Source organism: Mesorhizobium sp. ES1-4, assembly GCF_020164745.1.
Classification (GTDB): Bacteria; Pseudomonadota; Alphaproteobacteria; order Rhizobiales; family Rhizobiaceae; genus Mesorhizobium.
The window spans coordinates 1-24223 of record NZ_JAIUGV010000023.1 but is presented as its reverse complement, the minus strand read 5'-3'; the positions used below and the strand labels follow the sequence as shown (position 1 = coordinate 24223).

Annotated in this window: 18 protein-coding genes and 3 pseudogenes; 17 read left to right on the top strand and 4 right to left on the bottom strand. The window is 61.0% G+C overall.

Features of this window, described 5'->3' with window-relative positions:
• Window positions 1-2: 2 nt before the first annotated feature.
• From LB556_RS28800 to LB556_RS28790, 3 genes are read right to left on the bottom strand one after another with little or no spacing between them, the layout of a single operon-like run.
• Window positions 3-491: a Mov34/MPN/PAD-1 family protein gene (locus LB556_RS28800; RefSeq protein ID WP_024505652.1), complete on the bottom strand. Its 489-nt coding sequence runs from the start codon at window positions 489-491 to the stop codon at window positions 3-5.
• Entirely contained in the window at window positions 488-1087 is a 600-nt protein-coding gene (locus tag LB556_RS28795; RefSeq protein ID WP_372958890.1) for a putative metal-binding protein, read from the bottom strand. The genes LB556_RS28800 and LB556_RS28795 overlap by 4 nt, the downstream gene beginning before the upstream one ends.
• Before the next feature lie 10 nt (window positions 1088-1097).
• The gene (locus LB556_RS28790; protein WP_024505654.1) at window positions 1098-1394 is read right to left on the bottom strand and encodes a DUF2604 domain-containing protein; all 297 of its coding nucleotides are present in this window, start codon (window positions 1392-1394) and stop codon (window positions 1098-1100) included.
• 902 nt (window positions 1395-2296) lie between these two features.
• Between LB556_RS28790 and LB556_RS28785 the strand changes: the two are divergent.
• From LB556_RS28785 to LB556_RS28705, 17 genes and pseudogenes are all read left to right on the top strand, one after another.
• A pseudogene (locus LB556_RS28785) lies at window positions 2297-3190 on the top strand (terpene synthase family protein); the annotation flags it as partial.
• 88 nt (window positions 3191-3278) lie between these two features.
• A pseudogene (gene fni, locus LB556_RS28780) lies at window positions 3279-4323 on the top strand (type 2 isopentenyl-diphosphate Delta-isomerase).
• A gap of 86 nt (window positions 4324-4409) precedes the next feature.
• Window positions 4410-4641 (top strand): annotated as a pseudogene (locus LB556_RS28775) (IS5/IS1182 family transposase); the annotation flags it as partial.
• A 667-nt stretch (window positions 4642-5308) separates the two neighbouring features.
• The gene (locus LB556_RS28770) at window positions 5309-7615 is read left to right on the top strand and encodes a S9 family peptidase (RefSeq protein WP_063169235.1); all 2307 of its coding nucleotides are present in this window, start codon (window positions 5309-5311) and stop codon (window positions 7613-7615) included.
• 833 nt (window positions 7616-8448) lie between these two features.
• Window positions 8449-11913, top strand: a complete 3465-nt coding sequence (locus LB556_RS28765; protein ID WP_063169234.1) for a Ulp1 family isopeptidase — start codon at window positions 8449-8451, stop codon at window positions 11911-11913.
• A 219-nt stretch (window positions 11914-12132) separates the two neighbouring features.
• Window positions 12133-14157, top strand: a complete 2025-nt coding sequence (locus LB556_RS28760) for a conjugal transfer protein TraG (RefSeq protein WP_063169233.1) — start codon at window positions 12133-12135, stop codon at window positions 14155-14157.
• A 116-nt stretch (window positions 14158-14273) separates the two neighbouring features.
• Window positions 14274-14687 (top strand): CopG family transcriptional regulator, encoded by a 414-nt coding sequence (locus LB556_RS28755; protein ID WP_063170364.1) that lies wholly within the window; start codon window positions 14274-14276, stop codon window positions 14685-14687.
• On the top strand, window positions 14684-15652 hold the full coding sequence (trbB, locus tag LB556_RS28750) for a P-type conjugative transfer ATPase TrbB (protein ID WP_024502850.1): 969 nt from the start codon (window positions 14684-14686) through the stop codon (window positions 15650-15652). The genes LB556_RS28755 and trbB overlap by 4 nt, the downstream gene beginning before the upstream one ends.
• Window positions 15653-15664: 12 nt before the next feature.
• Entirely contained in the window at window positions 15665-15973 is a 309-nt protein-coding gene (locus LB556_RS28745) for a TrbC/VirB2 family protein (RefSeq protein WP_024502851.1), read from the top strand.
• On the top strand, window positions 15973-16245 hold the full coding sequence (locus tag LB556_RS28740; RefSeq protein WP_024502852.1) for a VirB3 family type IV secretion system protein: 273 nt from the start codon (window positions 15973-15975) through the stop codon (window positions 16243-16245). The genes LB556_RS28745 and LB556_RS28740 overlap by 1 nt, the downstream gene beginning before the upstream one ends.
• Window positions 16239-18689 (top strand): conjugal transfer protein TrbE, encoded by a 2451-nt coding sequence (trbE, locus tag LB556_RS28735; protein ID WP_063169232.1) that lies wholly within the window; start codon window positions 16239-16241, stop codon window positions 18687-18689. Before LB556_RS28740 ends, trbE begins: the two co-directional genes overlap by 7 nt.
• A complete protein-coding gene (trbJ, locus tag LB556_RS28730; RefSeq protein ID WP_024502854.1) occupies window positions 18686-19411 on the top strand; it encodes a P-type conjugative transfer protein TrbJ in 726 nt (241 codons plus the stop codon). The genes trbE and trbJ overlap by 4 nt, the downstream gene beginning before the upstream one ends.
• A gap of 33 nt (window positions 19412-19444) precedes the next feature.
• A complete protein-coding gene (trbL, locus tag LB556_RS28725) occupies window positions 19445-20767 on the top strand; it encodes a P-type conjugative transfer protein TrbL (protein ID WP_063169231.1) in 1323 nt (440 codons plus the stop codon).
• The gene (gene trbF / locus LB556_RS28720; RefSeq protein WP_063169230.1) at window positions 20768-21499 is read left to right on the top strand and encodes a conjugal transfer protein TrbF; all 732 of its coding nucleotides are present in this window, start codon (window positions 20768-20770) and stop codon (window positions 21497-21499) included.
• Window positions 21489-22526, top strand: coding sequence for a P-type conjugative transfer protein TrbG (trbG, locus tag LB556_RS28715; RefSeq protein WP_063169229.1), 1038 nt, complete (start codon window positions 21489-21491; stop codon window positions 22524-22526). The genes trbF and trbG overlap by 11 nt, the downstream gene beginning before the upstream one ends.
• Entirely contained in the window at window positions 22523-23737 is a 1215-nt protein-coding gene (locus LB556_RS28710) for a TrbI/VirB10 family protein (protein ID WP_063169228.1), read from the top strand. Before trbG ends, LB556_RS28710 begins: the two co-directional genes overlap by 4 nt.
• A 12-nt stretch (window positions 23738-23749) precedes the next feature.
• Entirely contained in the window at window positions 23750-23992 is a 243-nt protein-coding gene (locus LB556_RS28705) for a DUF2274 domain-containing protein (protein WP_024502859.1), read from the top strand.
• 29 nt (window positions 23993-24021) lie between these two features.
• Here the strand turns inward: LB556_RS28705 and LB556_RS28700 are convergent.
• Window positions 24022-24223: hypothetical protein (locus LB556_RS28700; protein ID WP_206520515.1), on the bottom strand; the 202-nt coding region annotated here is incomplete at its 5' end.

Sequence of the window (24223 nt, the reverse complement as noted above, 5' to 3'; positions counted from 1 at the left end):
GTTCAACTCGATATCATGATCATTCGCGACAGTGCCGCGGGAGGGAGCGCATTCCATTTGGCCTTTTCGTCAAGCCGATAGGCGGCGACCCGAGCAAAATCGAAAGGCTCGCGGGCGAAATTCGGCACTACCAGCGACAGACACCCAACCGTGGTAGCAACCGCATAAGCGTCGTCCGTCGTCGAATGGTAGGCGCGGCCCGGATGGCTGTGAATCTGGGCCAAGAGTTTCAGGCCGCTTTTGTAGAGCCAGACATTGAGCCGGTGCAGTTCTTCGGCCGCAACGATCACGCAAACGCCATCGTTTGTCCGAATGTGACGCTGCGCCGGGATAACCGTCTCTGTTACGGCAAAGTGCCGCTCTTGCTGAACGCCGACCCAGAGCGCCATCCCCTCATTGCCCTCGCGACCAACTGAGCGCAGATGCCCATGCGTGGTCGAGATGCAGCCGCGCGGGAGAGTCACGATCGTTACATCTCTCAAACCAGTCATTCTTGTATCGCCTGAGGGGATACCACCATTCCTACGATTGTCGGTTGGAGTTGAATCTGCAACTGCTCTATAGGAACGATTCCGTACTTGATGATCTTGTCCAGGATGAAGGCCAAACAGCCTTCGCCAGAACCCCGATGAAGCAGCCATGGATCACCTGAATGGGCTGGATTGTCGTGGTATTCCCGGACGCCCGCCATGCACAGGAATGGTTCGTCCTCGGGACTGTTGGCCTGGATGAAGTCCGTCAGCGGCACGGCGTTCTGCTGGATGAGAGCTCCTATCATCTCCGGCGGCGTTCCGGGCAGCGGCGGACGTCTAAGCATTTTCAGGTATAGATCTTTCCGGGCAATCGGATGACGCGTAAACGGATCGACGAAGACCACGGACGGTGGTCTTAAGTCGTAGTCGGTGAAGTCGACCTCGCTCGCTGCGCTGACCACCCGTGGCTTTAACTTGGGGCTGGCGAAAATGAAGAAAGCGCGCGGAAAGGTCGCCTCGATCAAGAAGCAGCCCTGAGCCCGATAGACATCAGCATATGGCCGGAACCGGCCGATCTCCCGATCAAACTTCGCTCGGGAGACCTCCGGATCCACACTTTGGTGTTTAGGCACCTGCGACGCCCGCCTTCAGGCTGAGGAACAGGGTCACAGTATTCGGGAAACCGAAGTCGCCAAGCTTCTTGTCGACATCGAGCAAGTTGCCGGCCTCATCCTTGAATTCCCAATTCTCGGCTGGTTGGGCGACATTCTGCGTGTTCTCAAGGGCTTTGGTACGAATGACGTGAAGCGGCTGGTTGGGATTGGCTTCGACCTGCGTGGGCTGGCCGTTCACCACCACCGTGATCTCGATCTTGCCCGGTCCGCCGCCGTGATTATCGCCCTTACCCGAATCCTTCGACATTGTCCTACTCCTGTGGCTTGCCAACCGCCCCACGCCCTGGCGCCCACCTGCGAGTGAGACCGGCGGTCTTCAATCGTTCACCCGGCGCCACGGCCGCGAGTACGCGAAAGACAGGGGATAAGCTACCGAATCGGTGCTTGCCTTCTTTTATGGGTGACTTGAGCCGCAAGTAAATGGTCTCAAATTGCTCCTCACAACTATAATCGATTAGAGCAATGCAAAAATATTGGCGACACGCCTATTCATCTGCTCTCTCACTCGCCTGCTCCGTGCTTGGCAAGGGGAGCTTTGACTGCGTCACGCGTCCCCCAAGCAGCCGATTGCGCCGGCAGCGCCGTAGGAACCGTCGTTCAGAGTCTTCACCACTCAAGCAGCCGCATGGATGCAGCCGACGCTCGTCTCCACAAACAGCGCAAGTGGTGCCTTGTTGGATAAGGTCGCCTCGTCCCTGGTGCAGCATCTGTCGGAACGGGTCCGCTGCGAGACCATGCCTCATCATCGCGCATGCGCAGCAGCCGGCGGTCGATGCTCGTAAGGCGTTCTGCTCATTTCGTGGCGAAGGCGCTGCTCGACTCGCGGACATATGCGGGCACCGAGGCGGAGGCTGACCAGTCGGCGCCGCGTTCGCGGATGTCGCTTGCAATGTGCTCGCGTGCGTTTGCCGCCGGCGACCTTGCCGTCCTCGCCTGCTATGGCGAGCCGGCGCAAGCGGATTGCTCGATACTGCCGGCGAGGCTGCGGGCCGGTCCTAACGGCCGTTCACAAGAGCTTGCATCAGCAACTGGCAATCGGATCGATAACTTCGCGATCGCCGTTATGGCGCGGAGATGCGGTCTCGCCGGGTTGTGGCTGGCGCTTCGTTGTGGGCGGCGCGTCGTAGCCGAGGGAGCAGGGGCGGCGCCATGATCCAGACCGAACGCGCGCTGCAGCAGGTGCTTGAGTGGGGGCGTGCCCTGACCGGTTTCGCGGATGAGCATGCTGAGGAAGCGGTAAGGGGCGGCCAGTATATCCTGCAACGCATTCACCCGAGCCTGCGCGACACCAGCGCCCGCACCGGCCGCGATCCGCAGGACGAAACGCTGATCGTGGCGTTCTATCGCGAACTGGCGCTGCTGTTCTGGCTAGACGATTGCAACGACGTTGGCCTGATCGCGCCGGAGCAGCTCGCCGCCCTGGAGCAGGCGCTGGGGCACGGCGTACCGTGCGTGCTCTCCGGATTCGAGGGCTGCGCTCAGCTGCGCGCTTCGCTGGCTGCGCTCGCTTACGATCGTCACGACTATGCTCGGCTTCTCGACTATACCCGGTGCTACTGCGCGGCGCTGCGCGCCGGACACGCGCAGGCGGCAGGGGCGCGACGCTGGTCTTACGCCGAGTACCTGCACAACGGCATCGATTCGATCGCTTACGGGACCGTGTTCTGTTGCCTGTCGCTGCTGTGGGGGCTGGACATGGCGACCTTGCGCGCGCGTCCAGCGTTTCGCCAGGTCCTGCGGCTCATCTCAGTGATAGGGCGCCTGCAGAACGATCTGCATGGACGCGACAAGGACAGGTCGGCCGGCGATAACGCGGCGATCCTGCTTCTGCAGCGCTATCCGGCTATGCCTGTGGTTGAGTTCCTCAACGACGAGTTGGCCGGCCATACGCGCATGCTGCACCGGGTGATGGCGGAAGAATGCTTTCCCGCGCCGTGGGGACCGTTGATCGAGGCGATGGCGGCGATCCGCGCGCAGTACTACCAGACTTCGACCAGCCGCTATCGCAGCGACGCTGCAGGGGGAGGCCAGCGTGCGTCGGCCTGGACGCGCCGGAGGCGGCGGCTTGGGCGCGCTGCCGTCGGTTCGATCCGACGCAACGCCGTCGCCCGCTGCTACGGATGGAGCGAGCATGAGCGACACCGCCCTGAGCCGGGGAAGGACGAACATCTGGACATCGTGCTGGATCGGCGAACGGCGCCGGCCACGGTGGCCGCTGGCTGGGAGTACATCCATCTCGAACACTGCGCACTGCCCGAGTTGGACCTGACGCAGATCGACCTGCGCGCCTCGCTGCTGGGCAAGGCTATGCGCGCGCCGCTGCTGATCAGCTCTATGGCCGGCGGCATGCCACGGGCCGAGGCCATCAACCGGCATTTGAGCGAGGCAGCGCAAGCCTTGGGGATCGCCATGTGCGGTTCGCAGCGTGTGAGCCTGCAATCCCGCAACTCCCAGGGGCTAACGCGCGCGCTGCGCCGCCTGGCGCCAGACATTCCCTTGCTGGCCAATATCGGCGCCGCGCAACTGCGGGAGGCCGACGGCCTGGACCTGGCGCGTCGCGCGGTGGACGCGCTGGAGGCCGATGGGCTCATCGTCCATCTCAATCCGCTGCAGGAAGCGGTACAGCCGGAGGGCGACCGCGAACTGGCGCGGCGTCCTGGCGCTGATCGCTGGCGCCGCGCGCATCGTGGGCGTGCCGATGGTGGCCAAGGAAGTGGGGGCGGGCCTGTCCGCCTCGGTGCCTGTGCGCTCGTCGAGGCGGGCGTGGCGGTAATCGATGTCGCCGGCGCCGGCGGCACCAGTTGGGCCGCAGTGGAGGGCGAGCGCGCCCGCAATGCCGCCGACCGTGCAGTGGCGATGTCATTCGCCGATTGGGGGATTCCACCCTGACCAGCGTGCAGGCGGTGCGTCGGGCGCTGCCAACGGTGAAGCTGATCGCGTCGGGCGGGATCCGCGATGGCGTCGACGTGGCCAAGGCCATCCGCCTGGGCGCGGACATCGCCGGGCAGGCGGCCAGCGTGCTGGGCGCGGCGACAGTGTCCACCGGGGCCGTTGTCGCGCATTTCGAGATCGTCATCCGCCAGTTGGCCGTCGCCTGCTTCTGCACGGGCTCGGCTGATCTGGCGGCGTTGCGTCAGGCGCGCTTGTTGCCCTCGTCGCATTTGTCCGCCGGTTGATGTCGGCGTCGTCCGCACGCTAACAGCAGGCTGCTGAAATACCTACGCCAAAGACAGACTATTGATCCCCCTGGCGAGACGGCTCGATTGACGGGAGCGATGTGTTCATGGAGCAGCTGTTCACGATGAAGCGGTTGGAAGATTTCGTTCCAGCCGGTCATCCTGGTGCCCGCACCGGCTGATGATCAATGGAGCGCTGGTGCGGCTAGACGGCATCCTTTCCGGCATGTACGCCTGCAGTGCCAAAGGCGGTCGCCCCAGCGTTGCGCCGGAGAAATTGCTGCGGGCCGTGTGTTGCAGGTGTTCTACAGCGTCCGTCGGAATTGATGCAGCAGGTGCTGCTGTGGCAAGGCCAAGACCCGGGAATGCCGTCAGCTTTGATCAGGCGCTTCGGGCCGTCGGAAACGCGCGAAGAGTCCGGCTTTCGAAAAAGGCCGAACGCCTCAGATAAAGCCAGAACTCCTTGGGTCACCATCAAACCAATTTGACGCCCCGGGACAATTTCGTCCGGCATTGTCCGGTGTGCGACGATGTTGGGGATGCGACATAGGCGGATTGCCGTGTATTTAAACCGCTTTTCCTTTGGCACGCATATTGCGCCCTATCGGTAAACCTCGTCATGGGCCGGCGGCAATCGCTCGGAGATTGTCGAAATAGCACAATGATTTCTGCCGGGGTGACATCCGGCCCGACTAGAGCAGGACCTTTCAGATGATGCAGAAAAGCAAGCGGCCATACTCGCGGGGAAATAGTCGCGTCAGGGCTGCATGGACGCTCTTTCCTGGTTGTTTCGGCGGCGGACGCCAACTCTTCAATCGGCACCCGAACCAGTGCCTGGATGTCCAAGGAGCGCCCCTGTTGCGCGTGCCTGGCTGCACCCGCGTGCTGGCTCTCCTCCAAGGCGACGCTTCGGCGCTGCTGCAGACCGGCGACGAGAACCCAACTTCAAAATTAGCATTCCGAAAACCGAAAGAAGTGAACAGGTATGTCCAGGATCGGCGCTTTGACGCGCGCCGCATGGCGATCGGCAACTCAGACGCTGGCCAAGGGTTCGAAAAGTTTACACCCGACGCTAGCGCCGGCCGATTTCAAGCGCGCACTTACGATCAACGATCGATATGGCGGGCTCACTGTCAATGTCCCCAAAATGCCTTTCTGGCTGACCGGGGGTGAAGCCTTCGTCTACCGCCGGACTAGCCACGGCGAGCAGCAGTTCATGCAGGTCGATGCTGCCACGGGTTTCAAGCGGCCCGCTTTCGATCAGGCGCGTCTGGCGGCAGCGCTAAACAAGGTGAGCCATGAGAGCTATCAAGCCGGCAATCTTCCGTTCGACCGTTTCGAACTGAGTGAGGATGGTCGCAGGCTCGACTTCCAGATTGAAGACACCCGGTGGAGCTGCGACCTTGCAAGCTATGACTGTACCAGCACCACATTCGATGCAAGGAAAGGGGACCGTAGGGAGCTCAGCCACCGCTACACGCCGCCAGCGGAGAACAACCCCGACAAGAGCAACGCGTCGCCCGACGGCAAATGGATCGCCTATATCAAGAACTGCAACGTTTTCCTGCGCAGCGAGGACGGATTGCAGGATGTTCCTCTGAGCCGGGACGGAGCCGAAGGCAATTGCTACGTCTTTTCGACGCTGAGCTGGTCGCCGGACTCGCGCCACCTCGCCGCTTACCTTGTTCGCCCCGGCTATAGGCGAGAGGTCCGCTACCTCAATTCTTCGACGGACCAGTTGGAGCGGGAATATTCAACAAAATTCTATCCCAGGCCGGGCGATGTCCTTCCGCTGCCCCAGCCAGTCCTGTTCGACATTGCCGGCCGGCGCCAGATCGTGATTGACGGTGCCCTCTTCTCGAACGTCTTCGAACTTTCCCCTCTCCGGTGGTGGGCGGACAGCCGCGGCTTCACTTTCGAATATAACCAGCGCGGGCATCAGCTTTATCGCCTGGTCGAGGTAGACGCCGCCTCGGGCCGCGGGCGCTCCCTGATCGATGAGACCAGCGAGACATTCGTTGATTATTTGCCGCTGGGGCATGGCCAGGAGGATGCCGGAAAAATCTTCCGTTACGATGTCGATGACGGGAAGGAGATCATCTGGGCATCAGAGCGCGACGGGTATGAGCATTTGTATCTTTTCAACGGCCGGACAGGCGCGCTCGAAAACCAGATCACGCGAGGTGAGTGGGTCGTCCGGAGGGTCAACCATGTCGATCCGGTCAAGCGTCAGATCTGGTTCGAGGCGAGCGGGATGAACTCGCAGGAGGACCCCTATTGGGTCCATGCTTACCGCATCGGCTTTGACGGCAAGGGACTGACTGCACTGACGCCCGAACCGGCCAACCACCATATCGAGTTCTCGCCTGACAGGCGCTATTATGTCGATCTCTGGTCACGCATCGATCTGCCCCCGCGCATGGCACTCTACCGCGCCAGCGACAATGCCAAGCTCCAGCAGATCGAGACGGCCGACATTTCTGAGCTCGTCGCCGCAGGCTGGCAGCCGCCGCTCAGTTTCCATTCCAAGGGGCGCGACGGCAAAACTGACATCTGGGGCGTGCTCCACCTGCCAGCCAACTTCGACCCGACGAAGAAATACCCGGTTGTGGAGAATATCTATGCTGGACCCCACGGCTCCTTCGTCCCAAAATCCTTCTCGCGGTGGACAGAGCCGCTCACGCAGCTGGGCTTCGTCGTTGCTCAGATCGACGGCATGGGCACCAACAACCGCTCCCGCGCCTTCCATGATGTTGCTTGGAAGAATCTGAAGGACGCAGGATTTCCCGATCGCATTCTGTGGCACAAGGCGGCGGCCGCGCAATATCCATGGTACGACATATCCAACGTCGGCATTTTTGGCGCATCCGCCGGCGGCCAGAGTGCAGTCAGCGCGCTGCTCTTTCACCCCGATTTCTACAAGGTCGCCGTCGCCAAAAACGGCTGCTTCGACAACAGGATAGACAAGACCTGGTGGAACGAACTTTGGATGGGGTGGCCGGTCGGCATTGAATATTCGCAATCCTCCGCCGTTGACAATGCTCACAGGCTGCAGGGCAAGCTGATGATCGCGGTCGGCGAAATGGATGATAATGTCGATCCGTTTTGCTCGTTCCAGCTTGCCGATCGACTCATCAAGGCAGGAAAAGATTTTGACATGGTCTACGTTCCTGGTGCCAATCACCATACTCTAGGCACCTACACCGAGCGCAAACTCCTAGACTTCTTCGTTCGCAACATTCTCGGTCAGACCCCGCCCGACTGGAACACCAAACCGATCGAGCTGGAATAGCTTGTGGCTCTTGCAATTGTTAGCTCGCCTTATCAGCTGTAATCAGGGCGAGGCGCGAGCAAATCTGCACCGAAGGACGATCGTGGAGTCTAGGACTTGCGCTGCGTATTGAGGATCGGCTCGCCGCGACGTTGGTCTGAGCAAACTGCTTGATAGGCACGCCTGCAGACCGCGTGTGTGCGATTGCAAGATCCCCTATCAGCCTGGTGTGAAGCGTTCAGGGGAAAAGCCGCACCCAACGCCGCTTCCGCTCGCCGTAACGCTACGGCGGTGCGGCCCACCGATCCGCTCGACGAGCATTGGAACACATAGGTCCCCGAACGGACGATTGCCTTGGCAATAGAAGACCCTCGTCGGTCATCGCCGCTGTGGGTGGCAGCCCGTCGGTCTGGAGCTGCCACGATTCTCATCCTCGCGTCACATATGAGCTGAAGCTTTCCGGATCGGGTATCCAATCGGCATCCAGTTGCTCGGCGATATGGTTGAATTCTGCCCTCAGGACAAGAGTGAGTAGAGCAGCCCCGCTACGAAAATCCCATCCTGGTTCGTTTGACGCATCGACTATTCAGATTGATTGGCGTGATACCCGGCGCGGCCGCAACACGCGAGGCCGTCAACCGCTGAGCAGAAAACCAGCCTTCGCCTTCCGCGGCGGCGGACCTCGTCAGCCTCTCGAAAGCTTGCCTGAGTAGGTTGCTCATGTGATCTGTGGAAGTGAGGATAGCGTGCACCCGTACAAACTAGACATTCATCGTGGCAGCTTGGCTGCAGGTGCAGCACGCCGTACCGCACGAGCAAGCGGACAGGCCGGCCAAGCCGGTTTTGAGCAGCACTTGGGCGAACTGCAGGCGGCGGACGAGTTGATGGGTGCGCTAGGCGAGGAGGTCCTCGTCAATGGCTCGCATGGTAAAGGTGAGTTGAGACCAACGAAGAGGCAGAGGATCCAAAGCAATCTGCAGCATGCTGTCACTGAGCGGCAACCAGGTGAGGTTGGCAACTCAGGCGCTCGCGTGATGATGCAACTCCCCACCGATCAGGTGGGTACATCGGAACGGGAGGCGCAACTTGTGATGCAGGGGGACGAGCACGAATACACCCCAGCACCGCATCTCGACGGGTCGATGCCCTCGACAGTGCAGCCGGATCGTCCAATTGTGGTCCCCGACGGTGCCGACAAGCGTCCTGTTTATTCCAACGATGCCACCGCCATCGAAGGGCTGAAGTCAGCACTCCTTGCGGGTAAAGCCAGGCCGGACACGGTCACTCGCAGCACAAATTCTCTTTTCGGCTTTAGTCGTTGGCTCTTTCAAAACAACAAGCCAGGGCTTGCTGCTCGGCTTTACCATCCGTCGCTGAGCCAGGATCTCGAGGAGTACGAGAGTAGGGGTGGTTCCTCCACCGTGGCTGGCGCACTGCGTCAATTGATGAAGTCGATGGGCGGAGCCGGCCCGATTGTGGGTCGCGCTGTCCTGAACCCCCATCCTGACGACGCCGCGCTCACCAGACATTTCAGATCCGCGAGCGGCTACGCAACTGCTCTTAACCATTTCAGTCATTACCTACGTCAAAATGACAAGCTCGGAATTGCGGGTCGCATTTACGATAAATCGCTGGATAAAGATGTTGAGAGCTACAAGGCCGCCTCCTCTAATGGTGGAGCTCCGATCGAATCTGCGCTGGTTTATCTCCGCAAGAACCCGCCGCGCGTTATACTCGGGAATCATCTGGAAAACGCGGTCAGCATGGAGGCTCGTCCCCGTGGCGACGCTGCTCAGCATACCGCACCACAGCAGGGATTCGATTGGCCAGAGGAGCTCCTGCCGGTAGGTTATAAGGAGGGCACCGATCTACCATTGTCTCTCGCCCCAACCGCGCACCAACACCAAGCGCCCGACTTTGGAGAGGCCGTCCCTCACTTGAACTGGCGCCACGGCGACCAGGGCGCCCCGGAGGAGCTGGTAGCTGCACGGGACAGGAGCAGCCCGCTGCCAAGCGAGGCGGTGCCACATAAATCTGGACGGGGACTCGCTACGCAGCCCAGATTGTGGGCGGAGAAATCCGCCTCGCCAGAGCTCTTTCGACGGCGGGCGGAGCAGGCTCTGCCGGCGTCCGCCAGAGGTGTGGAGACATCCTCCGCGGTTGATGAAGCCGCGCAGGCCGCTCGCCAAGCTTTGGCTTGGTTGCAGCAGGAGATGGAGGGGATCGAACCGATGCAGGATCCTCATGAGGTGGCTACACCGGAATGTGAGGCGCAGCTCGTCAGGCAGAGGGATGAGCACGAATCCACCCCAGCACCGCATCCCGGAGGTGGTGGGTCGATGCCCTCGACAGTGCAGCCGGATCGTCCAATTGTAGTCCCCGACGGTGCCGACAAGCGTCCTGTCTATTCCAACGATGCGACCGCTATCGAAGGGCTGAGGGCAGCATTCCACGCGGGTAAGGCCAAAGCGAACACGGTCACTTACAATGTAAATTCTCTTTTCGGCTTTAGTCGGTGGCTCCTTCAAAACAACAAGCCAGGGTTTGCTGCTCGGCTTTACCATTCGTCGCTGGATCAGGATCTCAAGGAGTACGAGAGTACGGGTGGTTCCTCCACCGTGGCTGGCGCACTGCGTTACCTCAAGAAGTCGACAGGCGGAGCCCCGATTATGGCTCGCCCTGTCGTGATCCCCTATCCTGACGATGCCGAGCTCATTAGAAATTACAGAGCCGCTTCGACCAAGGAGTACCTGGCAGCGCCTGCGACCGGACGGAATCCAGATACCGTGGGCGGCTATACAAATTTTCTTAGACATTTTAGTCAGTACCTGCGTCAAAATAACAAGCTTGGGATTGCGGCTCGGATTCACGACAAATCGCTGGATAAAGATGTTGAGAGCTTCAAGGCTGTCTCCTATGGTAATAGGCTAAGTATCAGTTCTGCATTGGCTCACCTCCGGGATATCCTGCCGCGCATTGTGCTCGGGCGCGAAACTGTCCTTTCTGCTCATCCGGCAGACGCAGTCACCAGGCGCGTTGGGGCCGCTGCTGAAGCTGGGCCAGCGGCACCGGCAAGAGCTCCCCAACCCGCCTCGCCAGCAACCGCTAGGCTGCCAGGCACCTACCGCGGCCTTCCACTGGTTGATGTGACCACACTGACTACCAGTTCCTCTGGGGCTCAGATCGGGGCGCTCGATCCGACAGCCCCGTCCAACGTTGCAACGGGGCGGGTGCTCGGCGCCGCCGAATGGCTGAGCGACGCCCATATCCAGAGAGATTACAATTTGCTGGAGGGGCAACTGCAGGGGATCAATCCGGCGCTCGCTGCCCGGACTCGGCTGGTGGATCCTTCCGTATCCCATCTACTGCGACACACGTCGCCGCAAGACGCTCGAGGCATATTGCAGTCCATCTATAATCAAAACAACGCCACAGCCGACTTCCTGTTCTTGCCAGTGAATAATGGCACGGCTACTAGCCCCGGCACCCATTGGTCGCTGCTGCTCGTTGATCGCCGCGACCCGGAAAGGCGGTTCGCCTATCACTACGACTCCCTCCAGCGAGAGGGATATAACGACGTGCCTGCAAAACAGCTCGCAGGACTGCTGAATGCCACCTTGGCGCCAGCCCCCATGGCCAGACAGACGAACCATTATGATTGCGGCGTATTTGTCCTGGAGGGCACGTGGGCGCTGGTTGAACGATTGGTGAAAGGGCAGCGGCCAGACCACGAGCCGCTGCCCCTCGACAACCTCGTTGCCGATCGGCAGGCGCTGCAAGACCGGCTAAGGAGGCGCTTGCCGCACGAGGAAGAGCCGCGGCAGCTGCTGGAGGATGAACCCGCCTCCCCACCGATGATGGCATTCGAGCCAGGGGAACTGCGGCAACTGTTGGAAGACGAGCCTGCCTCCCCACCAATGATGGCGTTCGAGCCAGGGGAACTGCGGCAACTGTTGGAGGACGAACCTGCCTCCCCACCAATGATGGCGTTCGAGCCAGGGGAACTGCGGCAACTGTTGGAGGACGAGCCTGCCTCCCCACCAATGATGGCGTTCGAGCCAGGGGAACTGCGGCAGCTGTTGGAGGATGAACCCGCTTCCCCACCGATGATGGCGTTCGAGCCAGGGGAACTGCGGCAACTGTTGGAGGATGAACCCGCTTCCCCACCGATGATGGCGTTCGAGCCAGGGGAACTGCGGCAACTGTTGGAAGACGAGCCTGCCTCCACTTGGGCACAAATCAATTCGACCCCACATGCGCGAGCGGACGGTGTTCATCAGCCAGCCCAGGCGCCGTGGCTCCCTGAACGCAGAAGATAACTTTGCGGAGGAGCGGTCACGCAACTGTCGGCGGCGCCGGGCCTCAGGGTGAATGGAAAGGATGGAGTGGCGGATGGTGTCGCGTGAAGGCGCAACACGCGTGCTGACCGACCTGCATACGTAGGAAGTCGTTCATTGCTCCCAAATCGTATGTGAGGAACATTCCTGTCCCGGCTGCGCCGCGCGATGCTAGGTCGCGTTGTTCAGCGGGCCAAGCCGATGACACCTACGAAGCTACTGATCGGGCAGATCGCCGTTGTGTGCGCAATTGTCATTATCGGCGTATGGACGGCAACCCAATGGTGCGCTCAAATGCTGACCTACCAGACGCCTCTCGGCGCACCATGGTTTCTCTTCGCCGGCTGGCCAATCTACAAGCCGTGGAAGCTGTTTGAATGGTGGTTCCACTTCGATGCTTATGCGCCGGAGGTCTTCGACAAAGCCGGTACGCTTGCAGGCGCCAGCGGATTCCTGGGTTGTGCCGCCGCAATCGCTGGCTCGCTTTTGCGCGCGCGACAGCGCGGGTCGGTTACGACCTATGGGTCTTCACGGTGGGCCACGACTCATGAGGTCGAGACGGCAGGGTTGTTACGGCCGGCGGGCGTTTTCCTCGGTAGGCTGAACGATCGCTATCTGCGCCATGACGGCCCGGAGCACGTCATGGCATTTGCGCCGACGCGTTCGGGCAAGGGCGTGGGGCTGGTTGTTCCAACGCTACTTTCCTGGACCGGGTCTGCCATCATTCATGATATAAAAGGCGAAAATTGGCAGTTGACCTCCGGCTGGCGGTCGAAATTCTCGTACTGCCTTCTGTTCAATCCGACCGACCCGAGATCGGCACGCTACAACCCGCTGCTGGAGGTGCGCAAAGGCCCAGATGAGATCCGGGACGTTCAAAACATCGCCGACATCCTCGTCGATCCCGAGGGCGCGCTGGAGCGACGGAACCACTGGGAGAAGACCAGCCATTCACTCCTAGTTGGCGCCATTTTGCACGTGCTCTACGCTGAAGAGGACAAGACGCTGGCCCGCGTCGCCACCTTCCTGTCGGACCCGCAACGCTCGTTTGCCGCAACGCTACGGCGGATGATGACGACAAACCATCTCGGGACGGGGCATAACCCTCAGGTCCATCCCGTAGTGGCCTCGGCGGCTCGCGAACTCCTGAACAAGTCGGAAAACGAGCGCTCAGGCGTCCTCTCGACCGCCATGTCCTTTCTCGGGCTTTATCGTGATCCAACGGTCGCGGCGGCCACTTCGTCCTGCGACTGGCGCATCGCTGACCTAGTGGATGGAGAGCGACCGCTGTCGCTCTATCTGGTCGTGCCGCCTTCGGATATCTCGCGCACCAAGCCTTTTGTGCGACTGATCTTGAACCAGATCGGCAGGCGGTTGACGGAGCGTCTGGAGGGGGACCCGAAGAAGAGCCGTAAGCATCAGCTGCTCATGATGCTGGACGAGTTTCCGGCGCTCGGTCGCCTCGACTTCTTCGAAACGGCGCTCGCCTTCATGGCAGGTTATGGCATTCGCTCCTATCTGATCGCACAATCTTTGAACCAGGTTTCAAAGGCCTATGGCGAGAACAATGCTATTCTCGACAATTGCCACGTGCGAATTGCCTTTTCCTCCAATGACGAACGCACGGCCAAGCGCATCTCGGATGCCCTCGGCACCGCAACCGAACTTAGGTCGATGCGCAACTATGCGGGCCATCGGCTTGCGCCCTGGCTTTCACATGTCATGGTGAGCCGCCAGGAAACCGCGCGCCCGCTCCTGACGCCAGGCGAGGTGATGCAATTGCCGCCGTCAGACGAATTGGTCCTGGTTTCTGGGTTGCCGCCGATCCGCGCCAAGAAGCTGCGCTATTATCAGGATCAGAATTTCACAGATCGGGTGCTGCCTGCGCCGGTGCTGCACGACGGACCCTATGCGGACTGCCCTGCATCACGCCCGGACGGCTGGACTGGACAAGTGTGCAGCGTCGATAGCCGACTTGCTGCGGACGAGGAAAGCGCCGACGCGCCAGTTGAAGACGAGGGAGGCGTTCAGCAGCAACGCCATCCAAGCCTGCCCGAAGAAGACGTTGTTGTCTCTCAAGAGCCCGATCAGGCCGATCTGTACAAGCCCGCAGACGATGACAGCGAAGCGCTCGCGGACAAGCGTGTCATGGATCGGATTTCCACTGCGGCCCGCGTCTACGGTATCAACGAGGGCAGGGGCGACGATGTCATTCCCGGCTTCTGAAGTCCGCTGAGTTGCAGAGCGCACCTCAGCGTAGATAACGGCCATAAGCAATTTTGAGCGTCTGGCCGATGCTTCTCCCGTCGCCGGCGCAACGCCGGGCCGTCGGAACGATCCGCATGAAGCCGCACCGCATTCGCCATCAGTTTCTGCTTGAGCCGGAGCTCAGCGAGAAACTGGACAACCTCAGTCGCGATCCGTCAACGACCAAATCAGCGATCGTGGGGAAGGCGATCGAGGCGTTCATCGAGCGGCGTGGCGAGAGCGAGTTCGATCGGCGCTACGGCGTAAGGCTTGACCGGCTCTCCCGCGATCTTGCCCACGTCAGGCGCGATTCCGAGGTGATCCTGGAGAGCCTGGCGCTCTTCATCCGCTTTTCGATCACCCTTCACGCCCACACGCCGGTCCCGGATCGGGCAACGCAGGCTATTGCCCAAGAGCGTTTCGAGAAATTCGTTGAGAAGGTCGGCCGCCAGATCGCTTCCGGCAAAAAGTCGCTTAGCAAAGACAATGGTGGGGGAGGGGAAGGATGAGCTCTCATCCCGAGGCCGACCACCGGCGGCGTGTCATGCTGCGCACCGCCATGGGTCCGGCAATCACCGAAGCCCTGGCCGATCCGTCCGTCATCGAGGTGATGGTCAATCCCGACGGCGCGCTGCGACTCGACCGGTTAGGCGAAGGTCGGGTCGATACCGACGTTCACATGCACCCGTCCGAGGCAGAACGTATCATCCGCCTGGTTGCTTCGCACGTGCGCGCCGAGGCGCACGCCGACAACCCGATCGTCAGTGCCGAATTGCCGTCTGGCGAACGCTTCGAAGGCCTGCTGCCACCTGTGGTGTTGGCGCCATGTTTTGCCATCCGCAAGCCCGCCGCGAAAGTCTACACCCTGGCCGACTATGTTGCCGAACGCATCATGCTGCCGCTGCAGGCCGATGCGCTGAAAAAGGCCGTCCGCGAGCGGCGCAACATGCTGATCGCCGGCGGCACTTCCTCGGGGAAGACAACACTCGCCAACGCTCTGCTGGCTGAAGTCGCCGAATGCGACGATCGGGTGATCCTGATCGAGGACACACGCGAACTGCAGTGCGCGGCCAGGGACTGCGTTGCCCTGAGAACAAGGCGGGGCTCGGTCACCCTTGCCGATCTCGTGCGCTCGACGCTGAGGCTCAGGCCGGACCGCATCATCGTGGGCGAGGTGAGGGGCGCGGAAGCGCTCGACATGCTGAAGGCATGGAACACCGGGCACCCAGGCGGCATCGCTACCGTACACGCCAATTCCGCGCGCTCGGCTCTCTATCGCATTGAGCAACTCGCCCAGGAAGCGGTGGTCACCGTTCCCCGCCGGCTCATCGCTGAGGCGATAGATCTGATCGTCTTCATAGCGGGACGCGGCTCGTCGCGCCACATCGACGCAATCGCCGAGGTCACCGGTCTCGACGGCAGCGGCGATTACGCCGTTGCCCCGCTCACGCTTTCGCAACTCCAGCAGCTTTGAAAGGCCTTCCTCATGCGCAAGAAGCTTCGCTTTCTTTCGTCCACAGCGCTCGCGTTTCTTATCACGGCCCCGGTTTATGCCGCCGGCTCCGGCATGCCGTGGGAGCAGCCGCTGCAGCAGATCCTGGAGTCCGTGCAGGGACCGGTCGCCAAGATCGTTGCGGTGATCATCATTATCACCACCGGCCTGACGCTTGCCTTCGGCGACACCGCCGGTGGTTTTCGGCGCCTGATTCAGATCGTCTTCGGTCTGTCGATCGCCTTCGCGGCATCGAGCTTCTTCCTCTCCTTCTTCTCCTTCGGTGGTGGGGCGCTCGTCTGATGGCCGCCGGGGAGCAGCATATCGAGGGCTTCGCAGTACCGGTCCACCGGGCGCTGACCGAGCCGATCCTGCTCGGCGGGGCTCCGCGCGCGGTGGCGATCCTCAACGGTACAGTGGCCGCGGCCATTGGCTTCGGCTTGCAGCAATGGATTGCTGGTCTGGTGCTTTGGATCGCAGGCCACTCGTTAGCGGTGTTTGCCGCAAGACGCGATCCGGACTTCGCCAGCGTGCTTGTGCGCCACCTACGTCTGAAGGGGTGGCTTGCATGCTGAACCTTTCGGAATATCGAAGCAAAGCCGACCGGCTTGCCGACCATCTACCCTGGGCTGCCTTGGTGGCGCCCGGCATCGTGCTCAACAAGGACGGCAGCTTTCAGCGGACGTTGCGGTTCCGCGGCCCGGATCTCGAAAGTGCGACGGAGGCTGAACTCGTCGGCATTTGCGCCCGGGCGAACAATGCTCTCAGACGCCTTGGCTCTGGCTGGGCATTGTTCTTTGAGGCCGAGCGCACAGAAGCGCTGGGCTATCCGAACTCGCATTTTCCTGACGCCGCGTCGTGGCTGGTCGACGAAGAACGCCGCGCTGCTTTCGAGGGGAAGGTAGCGCACTACGAGAGCCGCTATCATCTGACCTTGGTGTTTATGCCACCGCCGGACGCCCAGGCGCGCGCAGAAAGCACGCTCGTCGACTCTCATTATTCCCGAGGAGAAAGAGACTGGCGCCAGGATCTGGCGAGGTTCCGTGACGAGACCAACCGCGTGCTCGATCTCTTCTCGGGTTTCATGTCCGAAGTACGCGTCCTCGATGATGCTCAGACGTTGACCTACCTCCACGGCACGATTTCGCCTCGTCGCCATCCTATCATGGCCCCGGAAACGCCGATATATCTGGATGCAATCCTGGTCGATGCGCCGCTTACCGGTGGCCTGGAGCCGATGCTGGGTGAGCAGCATCTTCGCACACTGACCATCCTCGGCTTTCCGAACCTCACCCGGCCCGGAATCCTCGATACCCTCAATCATCAGGATTTCGCCTATCGCTGGATGACGCGCTTCATTCCGCTCGAGAAAACGGAAGCCACGAAGACGCTGACGCGATTGCGCCGGCAGTGGTTTGCCAAGCGCAAATCGATCGTGGCAATCCTACGCGAGGTCATTACCAACGAGCCGGTCCCGCTTGTCGATAGCGATGCCGACAACAAGGCGCTCGATGCCGACGAAGCCCTTCAGGCATTGGGCGGTGATCATGTGAGTTTCGGCTATCTCACCACCACCGTGACGGTGTGGGGCGAGGATCGCCAAGCCGCTGCAGAGAAGCTTCGCGCGGTCGAGCGCATCATCAATGGGCTCGGCTTCACCACGATCCGAGAAGGCGTCAATGCGGTCGAGGCTTGGCTCGGCTCATTGCCTGGCCATGTCTACGCTAACGTTCGCCAACCGCTCGTTCATACATTGAACCTTGCCCATCTCATGCCGCTGTCGTCGGTTTGGGCCGGTCCTGCGACAAACGAGCATCTCGCGAAAGTCACCCAAACCGAAGCGCCACCGCTTTTCGTTGCCGAGACCAGTGGGTCGACACCGTTTCGGCTTTCCACCCACGTCGAAGATGTCGGCCACATGCTGGTTGTTGGTCCGACCGGCGCCGGCAAGTCGGTTCTGCTTGCTCTGATTGCTCTGCAGTTCAGGCGCTACGCCGGCGCCCAGGTTTATGTCTTCGACAAAGGCAATTCGGCCCGTGCTGCAACACTTGCCATGGGTGGAGAACACCACGCGCTAGGAGCGGACGGTTCCCTTGCCTTTCAGCCACTGCGCAGCATCAACGACCAGGCTAGCCGAAGCTGGGCGGCCGAATGGATCGCCAGCCTTGTTGCCCACGAGAACGTCACCGTCACGCCGGAGGTGAAGGAGGCTATTTGGTCAGCGCTGGCCAGCCTTGCCACCGCGCCGGCGCAGGAACGCACACTGACCGGTCTTTCGGTCCTGCTTCAATCCAATGCGCTGAAGACCGCATTGATGCCCTACACGCTCGACGGTCCCTTCGGCCGCCTGCTCGATGCCGATCATGATGGGCTGGCCTTGTCGGATGTGCAGTGTTTCGAGACCGAGGAGTTAATGCACAGCCAAAGCGCTTTGCTGCCGGTGCTTACCTATCTGTTCCAGCGACTTGAGGAACGGTTCGACGGACGGCCCACGCTGATCATGCTCGACGAGGCGTGGGTCTATCTCGACAATCCGCTGTTCGCCGCCCGCATCCGCGAATGGCTGAAGGTGCTGCGAAAGAAGAACGTGTCGGTTGTCTTCGCTACGCAGTCGCTGGCTGATATCGCGGGCTCTGGCATAGCGCCGGCAATCATCGAAAGCTGCCCGCAGCGCATTTTCCTTCCCAATGATCGTGCCGTGGAACCCCAGGCGCGCACAGCCTACGAGCGCTTCGGTTTAAGCGAGCGGCAGATCGAATTGATCGCCCGCGCCACGCCGAAGCGTCAGTATTATCTGCAATCGCGCCGCGGCAACCGTCTGTTCGAGCTCGAGCTTGGCCCCATCGCTCTTGCGCTTTGCGGTGCTTCCGATCCGGCCACGCAGACTCTGATCGACAGGATCATGTCCGAAGACGGGCAAGGCAGCTTTGCCTCGCAGTTCCTGATCGCGCGCGGCCTCGATTGGGCCGGCGAACTTCTCAAGCAATTCCCTCAACCAGACAAGGAGCAATTCTCATGATGCGGCGACGCCTTCTCTCCGGCCTGATCACCGTTTCCCTGATCGCCAAGCCTATGGCCGACTATGTGCAGCCCGCCTACGCCCTTATCGTGTTCGATCCGTCCAATTATGCGCAGAACGTGCTGACGGCCGCGCGCGCATTGGAGCAGATCAACAACCAGATCCAGTCGCTGCAGAATCAGGCGACCATGCTGCAGAACATGGCGCGCAATCTTCAGCGTCTGGATTTCTCTTCCGTTGGCCAACTCACCGGTTCGCTCCATCGCATCGACGGCTTGATGGACCAGGCGAGTGGCCTCAGCTTTGATCTGGGCAAGCTTCAAGACCAGTGGCGCAGCCAATATCCGGAAAGCTACGACGCCACGATCAAAGTCAGCGATGTGGCGAGTGCTGCGCGGGAGCGTTGGCAAACCGCCATGCAGGCGTTCCGCCAGACCATGGGTGTCCAGTCGCAAATCGTCGAGAACGTCCGCGCCGACGGCGATCTGCTCGCCGATCTCGTCAACCGCAGCCAAGGGGCGGCCGGTGCGCTTCAGGCAAGCCAGGCCACCAACCAGCTGATGGCGCTTTCGACAAAACAGCAGATGCAGATCCAGACGCTGCTCGCAACGCAGTTTCGAGCTGAGGCCGAGGATGCCGCCCGCAAGGCCCAGTCAGACGAAGCCGCCCGCGAGATGACGAAGCGATTCTTGGGTACCGGCTCGGCTTATCCCGGCAATTAATCACGAGTTCATCACGACGAGAAAGGCAGCGGCATGAACGACCTTGGCGTCATCGATCGCTTCATGGAGACCTTCATCCGCTACATCGACAGCGGGTTCGGTCTGCTATCGGGCGACCTCGCCTTCCTCACTACCATTCTGATCGGCATTGACATCACACTTGCCGGCCTGGCGTGGGCGCTCGGCGACGAAACCAGCGTTCTCGGCCGGCTTGTCCGCAAGGTGCTCTATGTTGGCGTCTTCGCCTTCATTCTGAACAATTTCAAGAACCTCGCCGATATCGTTTATCGTTCTTTTGCCGGTCTCGGGATTAAGGCGTCGGCCGGCAATCTGTCGGCAGACAATCTCTTGCGCCCGGGCCGCATTGCCGCGACCGGTTTCGAAGGTGCTTGGCCAATGCTTGACCAAGCCAGTCAGCTCCTGGGCTTCCCGGAAATCTTCGGCAACGCACTGACCATCTTCGTGCTGCTGATGGCCTGGTTCCTGGTCATCATCGCCTTCTTCATCCTTTCCATCCAGCTTTTCATCACCATCCTTGAGTTCAAGCTCACCACGCTGGCAGGTTTTGTTTTGGTTCCATTCGCACTTTGGAACCGTTCAGCGTTCCTGGCCGAACGCGTGCTCGGCCATGTTATCTCGTCAGGCATCAAGGTGATGGTGCTCGCCGTCATTGTCGGTATCGGCTCCACGCTCTTCGGGGAGTTCGCTTCCGCATTGCAAGGCAAGGAGCCGGATCTTGCCGGTGCCATGTCCCAGGTACTGGGCGCACTGGCATTGCTTGGCCTTGGCATTTTTGGGCCGGGGATCGCGTCGGGTCTTGTCTCAGGCGCACCGCAGCTTGGGGCGGGCGCCGCCCTCGGCACGACCGCGGCGGCAGCGGGTGTATCACTCGTTGCTGGAGGCACAGCATTTGCTGGCGCGCGTATGGCAACCAGCGGCGGTGTCGCCGCCATCCGAGCCGGCACAACAATGGGATCGGCTGCTTCCACGTCATGGCAGATCGGGCGCGCAACCTCGCCCGACGCTGGCCTCTCCGGTGTGGCTGCTGGAATGCATGGTGTAACCAGTGCAGCTGGCGGCGCCGCTATACGCATAGCGCGATCCGCCACTGCAAGTGTTGGGCGCAACGCCGATGCCGGGCGCGATGCCGCGTGGACCGCGACCGGCGGCACGCCGACAGCGCCAATGACCGAACGCTCTGCCGGTTCGGCCACTGTTTCGGCGCCGACGTGGGCAAGGCGCCTACGTTCTGAACAGACCGCCCGTGCAAATCGCCACGCTGCCATGCAAGCTGTCCGAGACGGAGACCGGCCGGGAGGCAGCGCCACCCCCTCTCTCAACGACAAGGATGACTAGATGCTCTTCAAGCGACCCGTGCACCGTTACGGCAAAACACCCGAACCGGTCACGCCGTATCAAAAAGCCGCCCAGCTGTGGGACGAGCGCATCGGCTCATCTCGACTGCAGGCCAGGAACTGGCGGATCATGGCCCTTGGCTGCCTGGCCTTGGCGACCGGGCTTTCCGGCGGACTCGTATGGCAGTCGATGCAAAGCCGTGTCGTGCCTTATGTCGTCGAGGTCGATGGCTTCGGCGAGACGCGCGCCGTCGCGCCGGCGATCCGGAATTATGAGCCCTCGGATGCTCAGATCGCCTGGCATCTCGGCCGCTTCATCCAGAATGTCCGTTCCGTTTCCACCGATCCGGTTTTGGTACGGCAGAACTGGTTGGCAGCGTACGACTTTGCTAGCGATCGCGCAGCGCTCTTCCTCAACGAATACGCCAAGGCGAACGACCCCTTCGGTCAGATCGGAACGCGCAGTGTTTCGGTACAGGTCACCAGCGTGGTCAGAGCCTCCGAAAGTTCATTCCAGGTCAAATGGACCGAGCAGGTGTTTGAGCGCGGAAGCCTTGCCAGCACGATGCGCTGGACTGCGATCCTCACGATCGTGATTCGCTCGCCAAGCAATACGGATCAGCTGCGCAAGAATCCGCTCGGCGTCTTCATCAATGCCATTGACTGGTCACGCGAGCTCGACAGCGCCGTCCCAACCCCCCTTTCTCCGACGGAGTCCACCAATGAAAGGTAAAATGTCACCGATTCGTGCCGTGCTGATCCTATCGGTGTCGGCAGCGGTCGTTTCCGCTTGTGCATCGAAGAAGGTGCCGCCGCCTGAGATTTCCTATGACGCTGCCGACTTCAAACCGGCCGCGATCGAAAAGGCGCCGGAGAGGCCGATTAGAATTGTCGAGGTGCCAAAACCACTGCCGCTGCCTGGCCAAATGCAGCCCGAGCCCGGCAAGGCCGAGGACAAGCGCCCCCCTGAAGAACGCGTCGCTGATGCCAACAAAGCCGCGACCCAGCAACCCACCAAGTACGGGTATGTTAATGCCGTGCAAGTCTACCCCTTCACCGATGGCGCGCTTTATCAACTCTATGCCGCGCCGGAGCGCGTGACCGACATCGCTCTGCAGCCGGGCGAGAAACTAACCGCCGTGTCGGCTGGCGACACCGTGCGCTGGGTCATTGGCGATACCGCAAGCGGCACCGGTGACAATCAGCGCACCCATGTTCTGGTAAAACCCTTCGCGCCGGGTCTTGCCACCAATGTCGTCATTACGACGGACCGGCGGACCTATCATTTGCAGCTTCAAAGCACCGAGAAGACCGCAATGGCGGCAATCTCCTGGACCTACAGCCAAGACCAGATCATCGCGCTTCGCCAGCGCAATGCTCAAGCCGAGGCAGTTACACCGGTCGCGTCGAATATCGCGCTCGAAAACCTTCGCTTTCGCTACTCAATCAGTGGCGACACACCGCCCTGGAGACCGACGCGAGCCTTCGACGACGGCAGCAAGGTCTATATTGAGTTCCCTCGTCGCATAGATCAGGGCGAGGCGCCACCACTCTTCATCGTCGGCGCAGATGGGAGCAGCGAGCTCGTCAACTATCGCGTGCGCGGCAACTATTACATCGTCGATCGGCTCTTCGCCGCGGCCGAACTTCGCCTCGGCACCAAGCGGCAGCAGGTGATCCGCATCAGCAGGATTGACGGCAGGCAACCGCAACGGCGGATCTCGCTCTTTCGCGGCAGCCGGCGAGGTGAGGACTCATGATCGAAAATTCCCGCTCTGGCATCCCGCCGAAACTGGATCCCGAGGAACTGCAGCTTCGGGCCTCTCCCCGCCGCGTGGTGCGGTTCAGGCGCGGTGTGATCATCGCGATCGCAGCGCTCGGATCCGGCGCTGTCTTCGGCGTTACCATGATCGCCCTCCAGGGGCCGGCCCTTCGCATCAGGGATCAGGCGGAAGATCTCTACAACACTGAGCGCAAACCAACCGCCGAGGGGCTCGATACGCTTCCCCATGACTATTCCGGCATGAAGCCGAAGCCTCCCGTCCTTGGGCTACCTTTGCCGGGCGACCTCGGCCGCCCCATCCTCGAGCGGCAGCGCCAGCTCGGCATCGTGCCGGGCCAAGACATCTCGGCCGAGGAGCAGCGTCTAGCGCAGCAGGCGATCGAAGCGCGTGAATCGCGGGTGCTTTTCCGCGTCGAAAATCGAGCTCAAAAGACAGATGTCGGAGAGAGCGTGCAAACTGCTCAGCATCCATTTGAGGCGCTTCCCCAATCCGAAGCAGGACGCGCGTCAGCCTCGGTGGCGGCGGCGGAAGGCGACCAGAACAATCAGCAGCGAAAGCTTGATTTTCTCAGCCAGCGGAGCACTGGCGGGATCTACAATCCGCATGCGCTGCAGACGCCGATCTCGCCATATCAACTGATGGCTGGCAGCGTGATTGCCGCCAGCCTGATCACCGGCATCAATTCCGATTTGCCGGGCCTTGTCGTCGCGCAAGTCACCGAAAATGTGCACGACACGGTCACGGGCAACATATTGCTGATTCCGCAGGGCTCACGTCTTATCGGCGTCTACGACAGCGTCGTCGCGTTCGGGCAAAAGCGAGCGCTGCTGGTCTGGCAGCGCATTCTGCTGCCCGACGGCTCGTCGGCCGAAATCGACAATCTGCCCGCGAGCGACACCGCCGGCTACGCAGGGCTGGAAGACGAAGTCGATTTCCACACTTGGCAGATGATCAAGGGAGTGGCGCTTGCCACATTGCTCGGTGTCGGCACAGAATTCAGCCTCGGCGAAAACGAGAGCGATCTGGTCAAGGCGATCCGGGAATCAGCCCAGCAGAACGCCAGTCGAGCCGGCCAGCGCATCACCGAAAAAAACCTCAATATCCAGCCCACCATCGTCGTCCGCCCAGGTTGGCCACTGCGCGTCATCGTGCACAAGGACATCGTGCTGCGGCCATACGCCAGTTGAGCAGGAGTTATCATGGCTGACCTGAAACTTGGAAAACTTCCGGACCGAACAGCTTCGAAGATCACCATTACCGTCAGCGCGGAGCTGAGCCAAACACTCAAGGAGTATGCTGCACTTTACCGTCAGACCTATGGTCAGTCTGAAACCGTGGCAGAACTCATCCCTTTCATGCTGGCGGCGTTTCTGGAAGGCGACCGAGCCTTTGCCAAGGCCAGAAAGGAACGTCTGCCGACGGAGCTTGCCGGAAAATCGTGACTCCTCCGCTAGGGCAGCTGGAACATTGCCTAGCTGTCGCGACCTACCTGCTCCTCGCGAAGCATAGGATCAAACACCTTGGAATGCAGGTATGCGCAAGAGATGATGTGGAAGGAGATACCGCGCAACAGCCTAAGTTTGCATTTTCGATTTGGTCGGCCGTGAACTATCCGCAAGCCATTGATCTGGCCTGTTGATTGAGGCGGATAGCGGCTTTGGAATTGCAGGATT

What these genes read in the sequence shown, in the direction of transcription:
- LB556_RS28790 (WP_024505654.1), bottom strand. Translation starts at nt 1,394, where the DNA reads ATGTCGAAGGATTCGGGTAAGGGCGATAATCACGGCGGCGGACCGGGC.
- LB556_RS28740 (WP_024502852.1), top strand. Translation starts at nt 15,973, where the DNA reads ATGGCCGCCGGGGAGCAGCATATCGAGGGCTTCGCAGTACCGGTCCAC.
- LB556_RS28770 (WP_063169235.1), top strand. Translation starts at nt 5,309, where the DNA reads ATGTCCAGGATCGGCGCTTTGACGCGCGCCGCATGGCGATCGGCAACT.
- LB556_RS28745 (WP_024502851.1), top strand. Translation starts at nt 15,665, where the DNA reads ATGCGCAAGAAGCTTCGCTTTCTTTCGTCCACAGCGCTCGCGTTTCTT.
- LB556_RS28710 (WP_063169228.1), top strand. Translation starts at nt 22,523, where the DNA reads ATGATCGAAAATTCCCGCTCTGGCATCCCGCCGAAACTGGATCCCGAG.
- trbE (WP_063169232.1), top strand. Translation starts at nt 16,239, where the DNA reads ATGCTGAACCTTTCGGAATATCGAAGCAAAGCCGACCGGCTTGCCGAC.
- LB556_RS28755 (WP_063170364.1), top strand. Translation starts at nt 14,274, where the DNA reads ATGAAGCCGCACCGCATTCGCCATCAGTTTCTGCTTGAGCCGGAGCTC.
- trbL (WP_063169231.1), top strand. Translation starts at nt 19,445, where the DNA reads ATGAACGACCTTGGCGTCATCGATCGCTTCATGGAGACCTTCATCCGC.
- trbB (WP_024502850.1), top strand. Translation starts at nt 14,684, where the DNA reads ATGAGCTCTCATCCCGAGGCCGACCACCGGCGGCGTGTCATGCTGCGC.
- trbJ (WP_024502854.1), top strand. Translation starts at nt 18,686, where the DNA reads ATGATGCGGCGACGCCTTCTCTCCGGCCTGATCACCGTTTCCCTGATC.
- trbF (WP_063169230.1), top strand. Translation starts at nt 20,768, where the DNA reads ATGCTCTTCAAGCGACCCGTGCACCGTTACGGCAAAACACCCGAACCG.
- LB556_RS28760 (WP_063169233.1), top strand. Translation starts at nt 12,133, where the DNA reads ATGACACCTACGAAGCTACTGATCGGGCAGATCGCCGTTGTGTGCGCA.
- trbG (WP_063169229.1), top strand. Translation starts at nt 21,489, where the DNA reads ATGAAAGGTAAAATGTCACCGATTCGTGCCGTGCTGATCCTATCGGTG.
- LB556_RS28705 (WP_024502859.1), top strand. Translation starts at nt 23,750, where the DNA reads ATGGCTGACCTGAAACTTGGAAAACTTCCGGACCGAACAGCTTCGAAG.
- LB556_RS28800 (WP_024505652.1), bottom strand. Translation starts at nt 491, where the DNA reads ATGACTGGTTTGAGAGATGTAACGATCGTGACTCTCCCGCGCGGCTGC.